Origin of the sequence: Fibrobacter sp. (assembly GCA_012523595.1) — a bacterium.
Lineage (GTDB): Bacteria > Fibrobacterota > Chitinivibrionia > Chitinivibrionales > Chitinispirillaceae > JAAYIG01.
On record JAAYIG010000190.1, the window covers coordinates 1 to 9,622 of the forward strand.

Annotated in this window: 8 protein-coding genes and 1 tRNA gene; 4 read left to right on the forward strand and 5 right to left on the reverse strand. The window is 43.9% G+C overall.

From position 1 onward, the window contains the following. Positions 1-371: 371 nt before the first annotated feature. From GX089_12660 to GX089_12670, 3 genes are all read right to left on the reverse strand, one after another. The gene (locus GX089_12660; protein ID NLP03341.1) at positions 372-1,163 is read right to left on the reverse strand and encodes a 2-oxoacid:ferredoxin oxidoreductase subunit beta; all 792 of its coding nucleotides are present in this window, start codon (positions 1,161-1,163) and stop codon (positions 372-374) included. Continuing rightward, on the reverse strand, positions 1,156-2,850 hold the full coding sequence (locus GX089_12665; protein ID NLP03342.1) for a 2-oxoacid:acceptor oxidoreductase subunit alpha: 1,695 nt from the start codon (positions 2,848-2,850) through the stop codon (positions 1,156-1,158). The genes GX089_12660 and GX089_12665 overlap by 8 nt, the downstream gene beginning before the upstream one ends. A gap of 308 nt (positions 2,851-3,158) precedes the next feature. Then, positions 3,159-3,779 (reverse strand): CDP-alcohol phosphatidyltransferase family protein, encoded by a 621-nt coding sequence (locus GX089_12670; protein ID NLP03343.1) that lies wholly within the window; start codon positions 3,777-3,779, stop codon positions 3,159-3,161. A 552-nt stretch (positions 3,780-4,331) separates the two neighbouring features. Between GX089_12670 and GX089_12675 the strand changes: the two genes are divergently transcribed. Together GX089_12675 and GX089_12680 are read left to right on the forward strand one after the other, a co-directional pair. After that, positions 4,332-4,499 carry a hypothetical protein gene (locus GX089_12675; GenBank protein ID NLP03344.1) on the forward strand — a complete coding sequence of 56 codons (168 nt, stop codon included), beginning with the start codon at positions 4,332-4,334 and terminating at the stop codon, positions 4,497-4,499. Between the two features lie 374 nt (positions 4,500-4,873). Continuing rightward, positions 4,874-5,878 (forward strand): PQQ-dependent sugar dehydrogenase, encoded by a 1,005-nt coding sequence (locus GX089_12680; GenBank protein ID NLP03345.1) that lies wholly within the window; start codon positions 4,874-4,876, stop codon positions 5,876-5,878. A 103-nt stretch (positions 5,879-5,981) separates the two neighbouring features. Here the strand turns inward: GX089_12680 and GX089_12685 are convergent, their stop codons facing one another. Beyond that, positions 5,982-6,503, reverse strand: coding sequence for a hypothetical protein (locus GX089_12685; GenBank protein NLP03346.1), 522 nt, complete (start codon positions 6,501-6,503; stop codon positions 5,982-5,984). Between the two features lie 103 nt (positions 6,504-6,606). Further along, positions 6,607-6,695: transfer RNA gene (locus GX089_12690), tRNA-Ser, on the reverse strand. A 204-nt stretch (positions 6,696-6,899) separates the two neighbouring features. On the opposite strand from GX089_12690, the gene GX089_12695 reads away from it, so the two are divergent. Together GX089_12695 and GX089_12700 are read left to right on the forward strand one after the other, a co-directional pair. Beyond that, positions 6,900-8,546, forward strand: coding sequence for a hypothetical protein (locus GX089_12695; GenBank protein ID NLP03347.1), 1,647 nt, complete (start codon positions 6,900-6,902; stop codon positions 8,544-8,546). A 543-nt stretch (positions 8,547-9,089) separates the two neighbouring features. Then, the coding region (locus tag GX089_12700; protein ID NLP03348.1) for a hypothetical protein at positions 9,090-9,622 on the forward strand (533 nt) is incomplete at its 3' end.

A 9,622-nucleotide genomic window follows, 5' to 3' on the forward strand; every position in this document is an offset into this window, starting at 1 on the left:
ACCTTTAGTCAAGTTGTGCTGGTTTTGATGTGGGGTTTGATCGTTAAAAATAAAAAAGATTGAGGGAGCAGGCGATTTCTACCAGATAAATTCTGAAATATTCTTTTAATGACATTGTAAAAAGGTTTTTTGAATAGGCAAAATAAATTTTGCTAAAGAATCGTCCGATTTAGGTAAGAGTGTAAATTGTGATTTTTGTGATTAAATTGATTGCGACCTGTTTTTGCAGGAAACCTGTGTAATCAGAAAAAAACCGGATTATTGTGAGTATGGGTACGAAGGCGAACGGGGGATGGTCACTAAGGCATGAAGCGTTGATGAATTGTATATTTGTCGATTTCGATACCGATGCCGATTATGAAGGGAAATGTCTACTGGGTACTGCAGCTCCAGAATACCCCCACACCGACTTTCGCAGAAGGATCACTGTCATAATCCATCGCAGATTCAGCCAGTTTGATTGCCTCCTCTCTGTTGCAGGGATCGTGATGCAAATCTCTGTTGATATCAACAATCCTTTTAGATAGCCTGGAGAGGCTTTCTTTCTTATCAAATGTAAGGCATGGAGTGATCACCTCAACAAAAGAAAAGCCCTGGTGTGAAAATGCTTCTGAAAACATCTCCTGCATGTGCACAGATGAGCCGGCAAATGTTCGTGAGATGAAGGAGGCGTTGCCGGCCATGGCGAGATCTGGAAGGTTAAGGGGGATGCTCTCTTTGCCGAAAGGGGTAAGGGAGCCTGTATGCCCCTTTGCAGATGTAGGGGAGGACTGGTTCTTGGTCATTGCATACATCCTGTTGTTCAGACAGATTACTGTAATATCTGCATTGATCCGGGCTGCATGGAGAAAGTGACCTGCTCCGATGGAAAAGAGGTCCCCGTCGCCGCCTATAACTATCACAGGATTTTCCGGATTGGCAAGACGTGCTCCGATTGCCACAGGAATCGCCCGTCCATGAAGCGTATGCATCGCCCGTGTTGACATGTACAACGACATTCTTGAGGAGCATCCGATGCCTGAGATGATATTTACCTTTGACGGATCGGTACTTTGTGAGGCAAGGGCCCTGGTGAGTGCGGAAAGGACTCCATAGAAAGAGCATCCTTTGCACCAGGATGGTTTGAGGTCATTGAGGTAATCGTTTCTTTTGAAATTATCCATTTCCAACTGTCTTTGCCTGTACTGTTAATTTTTCCAGGATCATCTCTGTAAGATAATCAGGAGTAAATGGCTCACCACTGTAATGTGTCAGAGAAACCGGGTTTTCGCCTGTATACATTCTTATCAGACTGCAATACTGGCCGGTAAAATTTAACTCAGGGACAAAAACAATTCTGCTCATCGAGGCCAGTTTAATGACAGCAGATTTACACAGAGGAAACAGCAGTTTTGGATACATTGCAGCGACCCGGTATCCCTGATTTCTTAAAGCAATAACCGCCTCTTTAACTGCAGGAACTGTGCTTCCCCATGCTGAGATTGTCATATCATAATCCTGTGTTTTGCCCTCCTCGAGGTCCCATTCCAGAAGGGATGGGTTTTCGGATTCGATATCATTGATTTTCTGGAACCGGTTTTTTACCTGTTCTGTTCTGATCTCAGGATTCTCAGAAGGGGCAAAGTTTTTGTTGTGTTCCAGCCCGGTTACCCGGAATGGAAGCCGGGGTCTTTCAGGCATGTTGTTGAAGTTGACAAGTGAGGGGTTGTCGATTGTTTCTTCTGTCAAACCCTGTGTACTGTCGCTTAGAATTATTACAGGACAAAAATACTTTTCTGCAAGCCTGAATGCCTCAATGGTGGTATTGATGCAATCCTGAGTGCTTGTGGGCGCGATCACAATTCTGGGCCCTTCACCATGTCCGCCGAAAGCAGCAGCCATAAGATCCTCCTGGCTGGGCTTTGTGGGCATACCAGTGGATGGGCCACCCCGCTGCACATCCACAATTACCACCGGAATCTCTGCCATCGAGGCATAACCAATAAATTCCTGCATCAGTGATAGGCCGGGTCCTGATGTAGCTGTCATGGATCTGGCGCCGGTAAAGGATGCTCCCACAACAGAACCAATCGCCGCAATCTCATCTTCGGCCTGGTATGCGACTCCTCCAATGGAAGGGAGTGTTTTTGAGAGATACTCACCGATGGGTGTTGCAGGGGTAATGGGGTATGAGGCGAAAAAACGGCAGCCTGCGGAAACAGCCCCCATGGCGATAGCCTGATTCCCTGTGACAATTACCTGTTTTTCTGATTTACTGGAAAGATTTTCAGTGATATTCGACCTGATCTGGTTCAGGTTCTTCTCAGCCCAGGAGTATCCAAGGTTAAGAGCTTTGATACACGATTCAAGGGAGTGTGGTTTCTCTGTAAATCTTTTTTCAAGAACTGAAAGTGTGAGATCCAATGAAAAGCCGGCGATAAATGAGATCATTCCCATCGCAAGGCAGGATCTTACCACAAGAGATGAACCGCAATCTGGAGAAAGCTTTTCGAATGGGACGGGGTAAAATGTAATACCTTTTTCTTTCAGGAGATCTGTTCTTTTAGAGTTGGACTCAATGATAAGTGCTGCACCGGATCTTCTGAGGCCATGGATTTCATGATCCAGATATTTTTCGTCAAGCAAAAAAAGGATGTCAAAAGCAGATACTGGAGAGATGATTTTTTCTGTGGAAATAGTAATAAGTGCCTGGGAGTAACCTCCACGGACACTGGAAGGGAAGCTTTTAAACAGTGATGTGTAAAAGCCCATCTCTGCAGCCGTTTTTATCAGAATCCCGGCTGATGTGGACACGCCGCAGCCAGCTTCGCCTGCAAGTTTGATTTTTAAAGATTTGGAATTATTCGGCATGAAAAATTTACCGGTACAGTTTTCTGAATCAAATACAATTAATGAGATTCAGGTAAGTAAAAATCAAGTTTGTCACTTGAATTTTCCCTGAATGGGGAATACGTTTCCTTCCAGAGTATTAGTCTGATATGACATTTCGATGATTCTCTGTGGAGAAATCCTGTTTCGACCTTTCCTTACTGGAAAAATGGTATCCTCCCGGAGTAACTGTCCAGTGTGTCATTTGATGAGTCCCCGGGGAGAAATCTTTTTTAAATTAATTTAACATATAGCTGCAGCGCTAAACATACAAATTCGGATCAAAACTCTTAGAAAGCACTTTCGGGGGATTTTTGGGCCAGTTTTTTTCTGCACTGCATTGCAGCCTCGATTAATCTCTGCACAGTTGTCACAGCGGCCAGAACCGAGATAATAAGCAGAATCCAGAACATCGATGAGGGCCCGGCCAGCAGTCCAATTGACAAGAGTATGAGGCGTTCGGGGCGCTGGAGGATTCCGCGGCTGCACTGGATCCCTCCTCCCTCGCATCTTGCCTTCACATAGCTGACCATCACAGATCCGCTTATACCTGTAAAGCAGAGGATTATTTCCATGTAGTTCACTGAGGGGTTTTTGAGATAGTAAAGAAGAAGTCCGGAAAAGAGGGCGATTTCGGTCAGGCGGTCGCAACTGGAGTCGAGTATGCCCCCGAAAATCGATTTTTTACCTGTTTCTCTGGCCAGCACCCCATCGAGGCCATCAAACAGTGATCCGCAGATTACCAGAATAAGTGCAGTTTTCCATGATCCTGTGCTGCATAGCCATGCTGCGATCGCGAACAGGAGAAGGCCGGCTATAGTGATGTGATTGGGATGAATTCCAAGTTTTCCAAGCATCAGGGCGAATGGACGGAGAACCTTATTATAAAAAGGTTTAAGAGATTCTATCATGATTATCCTTGCATTTATGACCTGGATTGCAGAGTATTCAATATAAATCTATCCTCTGGCGGCGTAAAAGATGGCTTCGGGGGGTGGGTGCATGTTGTCCGGTTCGGGGTCGGTATCGGAATTGGTATCGTTTGGTTTGTAAAATTGGGGACGGACTATGTTTTTACTTTTAAGGGGAGTGCTGATTTATCTTCGATGTTCAGTTTTGGAAGGAGCCGCACGTCACTAATTCACCTGCGGGGTGAATCTATAATTTAACCGATTAAGTTATTCTTTCACCCTGGAGGTGACACAATAATTTTCTTTTTCGTGGTTTTTGTTAATAAGGTAATAAGGTTTATTGGTCGATGGATTTTCTGCTGCTGCTAAGGTTTTAAAACAGATACTAAGGTTTAAGTAAAATTGGGGACGGACTATTTTATTACTTTTAAGTGGTTTGCTGATCCATCTTTGATGATCAGTTTTGGACGGTGTTTAATGTCACTAATTCACCTGCGGGGTGAATTAGTGACTTAATCGATTAAATCATTCTTTCACCCCGGAGATGACACAATGAATTTCCTTTTCCTGGTTTTTGATAATAAGGTTATGGTCGATGGTTTTTCTGCTGCTACTACGGTTTTAAGACAGATACTAAGGTTTTTAGAGATAAAGACATGTAACTGTGATTCCGGTTCGGGGTCGGTATCGGAATCGGTATCGTTTGGTTTGGAATTTTGATGAGTTTTTTAGGGGAAATCTTAGTTTTTAACTAAATCGATTAAGTAAAATTGGGGACGGACTATCTTTTTCTTTTTAAGTGGTGCGCTGATCCATCTTCGATGGTCATCTTTTGGATAGTGCCTCACGTCACTAATTCACCTGCGGGATGAATCTTTGATTTAATCGCCTAAGTTACGCTTTCACCCCAGAGATGACACAATGAATTTTTCTTTCCCCGGCTTTGGGAAACGAGCATAGTGATATACCAATCATTTAGAAATAGAACACCAGATCCCCAATTACAAAACCCGGCATGAAATTTTCGATTCCGATTCCGACCCCGATTAAAGAACAGGAATAAAGATTGCCGCTTAGTTTTCCGGAGGCAGTGTATGTGCAAAAGACTCTTGGCGTTTTTTACGATGGCTGTGATTGTATCTTTAGATACTTACTCTCAGAGCCCGACGGATAAACTTGAGCTTGTTGCCCGGAATCTCGATACCCCCTGGGCAATCGCTTTTCTTCCGGACAGTACGCTGATATTCACAGAACGGAAAGGAAATGTAAAGACTGTTAAAAATGGTGCAGTGAATCTGGTCGGGAGGATCGGTGCAAAAGAGGAGGGAGAATCCGGGCTTTCAGGAATAGCGGTTGATCCGCAGTTTCTGAAAAACAGATTCATCTATGTCTATTATACCTACAGCGCAAATGGTTCGCTTGTAAACCGGATTTCCAGGTTTACACTCAACGATACTCTCACAGACGAACGTGTTCTTCTGGACAATATCCCCGCCGGTGAGATTCACAATGGCGGAGGGCTCAGGTTCGGGCCGGATGGACTCCTTTATGCAAGTACCGGTGATGCAGGTGAGAAGCAAAACTCTCAGGATATCGGAAGTCTGGGCGGGAAGATCTTACGCATGAAAAGAGATGGTTCGGTTCCATCCGACAATCCTTTTGGCAACTATGTTTACGCTTATGGTTTGAGAGATCCTCAGGGGTTTGACTGGAGTGACGGATTCTTATATGTCACAGATCATGGCCCGATACGTCATGATGAAGTAAACATAGTGGAAAAGGGAGGGGAATACGGATGGCCCGAAACATGTGACAAGGTGCCATCGTTCCGGTGCTATACAGGTTTTACCCTCGCACCCGCATCATGTGTGGCAGCGGATGGGTATCTTTTTATCACCGGTTTACGGGGGCAGCAGTTAAGAAGAATAAATCTGACAGACGGCAGTGAGGAGAAGTTCTTTACCGGTCTGGGGAGACTGCGGGCGCTCAATGTCAATGGAGGGTACCTGTATTTTGGGACAAGTAACAGGGATGGGAGAGGCAGGCCGGAGAAAGCCGATGACAGGATTTACAGAGTTAAAATCAGTGATATCAGGTAAAGGTTATTTTGTAAACTTCGAAATGGAAAGCCGGCATTAACGCTTTACCTGACAGCAGAGGGGAGACTCAGAAAAACAGCGCAATTCCAATGGCCATTATATGTTAAGCAGGTTTAGAGGCTGCGATGTCCAGTTCCATCATAATCTTGAATGCCCGTTTGATACTGACCTCCACACCTCCGAACCCCCAGACCGGTATTCTTACCCTGCTATCTGCAAAGTCAATGTCACTGTCAAAACCGCCGTAGATGGCAGCTACTTGTCGTATCGGGAAAGTAAGGTTTGCAGTCAGGTCAATCCCGGCATAATTGAATCCATGGATCCCTGTGGTAAAGGAAAATGAGGGGAAACCGGAAAGGATTCCCCATTCTATATCCGCACCGAAAAGAGGGTTCCTTCCATGCCTGAAGTTGGCATTGAAACTGAGATCGAGTTTACCGGGAAGTCCTATGCCGAACATGGCGTGAAAACCGGGATCAGGAAGGGAGCCGTTGTCAAAATAGGCGAGTGGTGATGCCGTAAGGGAGAATGATCCCAGTCTCATGGTCTGGCCGGTATTGAGCACCTGGGAGAAGGTGGAAAAGCAGAAGATAAGGACAGAAAGGGAGACGATCTCTTTTCTCATGAACCCTCCAATAGTTTTAATTATACCTGCCGAGCAAAGGATGGCCGGCGAAAAAGTATATACTGAATGGGTATCAGTTCTCTTTCTTCACTATCTTCTTAAGCGGAGAGGCAGGGATTCGAACCCTGGGAACCAGTTGCCCGGTTCAACGGTTTTCGAGACCGCCCCCTTCAACCACTCGGGCACCTCTCCTGAGAGTAAGTCTTACAAAATAAATCAGGGAACGTAAGGCTGGTGGAATGCTTCTGTAAAAGGCTCAGGGGTGCCCCCCGGTACAGGTGATATTCAGAAGTCAAAACTTTTCATCATTTCTGTGAAAAATATCAAATATTCCATTATACTTACAATATTGCTCAACAAGTAATAAACATTTTGAAAAAAAAGGACGGGCCAAAGATGAAACGGACATGTCTTTCTGTATTGGCGGTGCTTTGCAGTATCCTGATATCAGAAGCTGCTGATGTTAAAATTACCGGAACCGTAATGAAAACCGGCGGCGGACCTCTCAAAGATGTCTCCCTGACTTTGAAGATAGAATCCAGCCTGTCATCAACAACAGATGCAGATGGAAAATTCTCCCTGATTTCCCCGGTAAAGGCCATCAATATGAATGAATCACCCGCGATGGCACCAAAATTCCGGCTGAGGGGCAGAGATCTGATTTTTAATTCGGGTTCAGTGATGAAAAGCGGAAAAGTCTCTGTTTTTTCAGGAAATGGAAAACAACTGTTTTCTATGGATTTTACCGATTTTAATCCGTTGACTCAAAAAATTACACTGCCGTATCTTGCTTCCGGGATTAACATACTGAGCATTACCGTTGACAGTAAAACCTATACCTGCCCGGTTATGCAGATAGGGGAAGACTTATATCTGAAGCAATCAGGCTCTGAGGCAGGGGGAAATTTCCGGCTTGCCAAGTCTATGGCTCCGGCTGTTGATACCCTGGTCGCGAAGAAAAGCGGCTATTATGAAAAAAAGGTTCCATTGAGTTCCTACACCCTGTTGGACACGACTATTTACATGGACTCAATAGTACCTCAGGTTTGCAATGCCACAACTCTTAAGGCAGCGGGTGCATGTGGAAACCGTAATATCCTGATCGGGACTGCGGTATCAACAAATCGTCTTAATAACACAGTATCGGGTGACTTTAACTATGTGACCCCTGAAAATGATATGAAATGGCAGAATGTTGAGGGAAGTGAAAATATGTTTAACTTTTCCCAGGCTGATGCCATCGTAAACTGGGCACAGCAGAATGGGATAAAGGTCAAGGGTCACTGTCTTGTCTGGCACAGCCAACTGGCGGGATGGGTAAATCAGGCACGAGGTCGGGACAGGGTGCTTGGTATAATGAAAAATCATATCGAAAAGGTTATGGGTCATTTCGGAAATAAAGTTTACGCATGGGATGTGGTTAACGAAGCCTTTATGACTGACAATGATAATGGTTCCGGCAACGCGCGCATGAGAAATTCTGTATTTTATAGCCAGATAGGGCCCGATTACATTGAGCTGGCTTTCAAAATAGCCAGAGAATACGCGGATAACCACAACATGAAAGACATGAAACTGTATTACAATGATTACAGTATTGACGCTGATAACGACAAATCGCGGTTTGCACGCCAAAAGGTAAAGGAATGGGTTGAAAACGGAGTTCCTATAGATGGTATTGGTTTTCAGATGCATATCGGACCTCCAAACAACATTCCCACAGCGGATATGGTGAGAGATAATATGCAGTACTATGCAGATCTGGGTCTTGAAGTGTTGATTTCCGAGTGGGATATCAATCTCTGCGGCAACATGGTCACAAAGCAGCAACAACTGCAGTTGTACCATGATATCACCGAATATTGCGTAAACCAGCCCAAATGTGTTGCTATAACTTTCTGGGGAATTAACGACAGTGAATCGTGGCTGAATTATTTCAATGGTTCGCTATGTAATGGCTCGAGTTCTCAATCGTTGCTTTTCAATAATAACCAGAAAAAAGATACTTATTACCAGGTGCTGGATGCTTTAAACGGGAAATAAGTGTCGGGGAAATAGAGCGATTTCTTATTGACGGTAAGGTGTTCAGCACTCGGCCTTACCAGGTTGTGTATCTTTGCGGATTACCTGTTTTTGTTGCCTGAGGATAAAATAATTCAATAGAAACAGTACTGCGCTATTGGGCTTCATACCCTGAAAGAAACGGGGTGACAAAAACAGGTTGCTAAAAGTATCTGGTCTAATTTAATGACTTTAATTTGATTCAATTGTTTGATCGCATAGCCAGTTTCCTGCCTTGATTCTTGCAAGCTCGTTATTTTCGTGTCATTTGACTTCATGGTAATAGTTAAAAATATCACGGGAAATAAATTAAGAGCATGCTATTTCGCGTCTGAAAAATAGAGACCTTTTAAGCAATTGTTTCCTGATTTTCCAAAGTTTATAAATCTGAAAAGTGGGAGAAGATATGATTAAGTAAATAGAAAGGTAAGAGAAACAGAAATAGTTGCATTAGTAATATATCAAATATATTATTTACTAAGTCGAGTAAAGACGCTTCGCTCGTACAGTTGCCTCAAAAGAAGAATGGTTGACATCAGGAGGTTAAAATACCTGGAGATTATATCATTGTTAAAGGGCAACCATTTCTTTGGCGATGAGATTGGACCAGACCCCAATGAATTCCCAAACAATGTCTTTTCAAATAAGCTCCCAGTCGGAACAAAAACTGTTCTGCATCCGAACAGATACGATCCTCGCAGAATAGATGTAATTGTTTACAACTGGAATAAAAATGACTATGTATCTGTAAATTTGGATAATATGATTGAATCCGGTTCCAATTTCACAGTTCACAGCGTTTTTGATATTTGGGGTGAACCTGTTTTAAAAGGTAAATACCAGGGGAGCCCGTTACAACTGCCCATGGGAACAAAACCACCACCACAGCCCAGGGGATTTCCTGACGCAATTGCAGGTGATGATATTCCGGGGAAAACATTCGAGGTATTCATAGTGCGATCCGTAGGTGATCAATCTTCATCTGTAAAAAACGATCTCATTGCGAACCGTAACAACCAGGCCTTTTCTGTTAAGTTAATCAGAAATACCATCCTGAA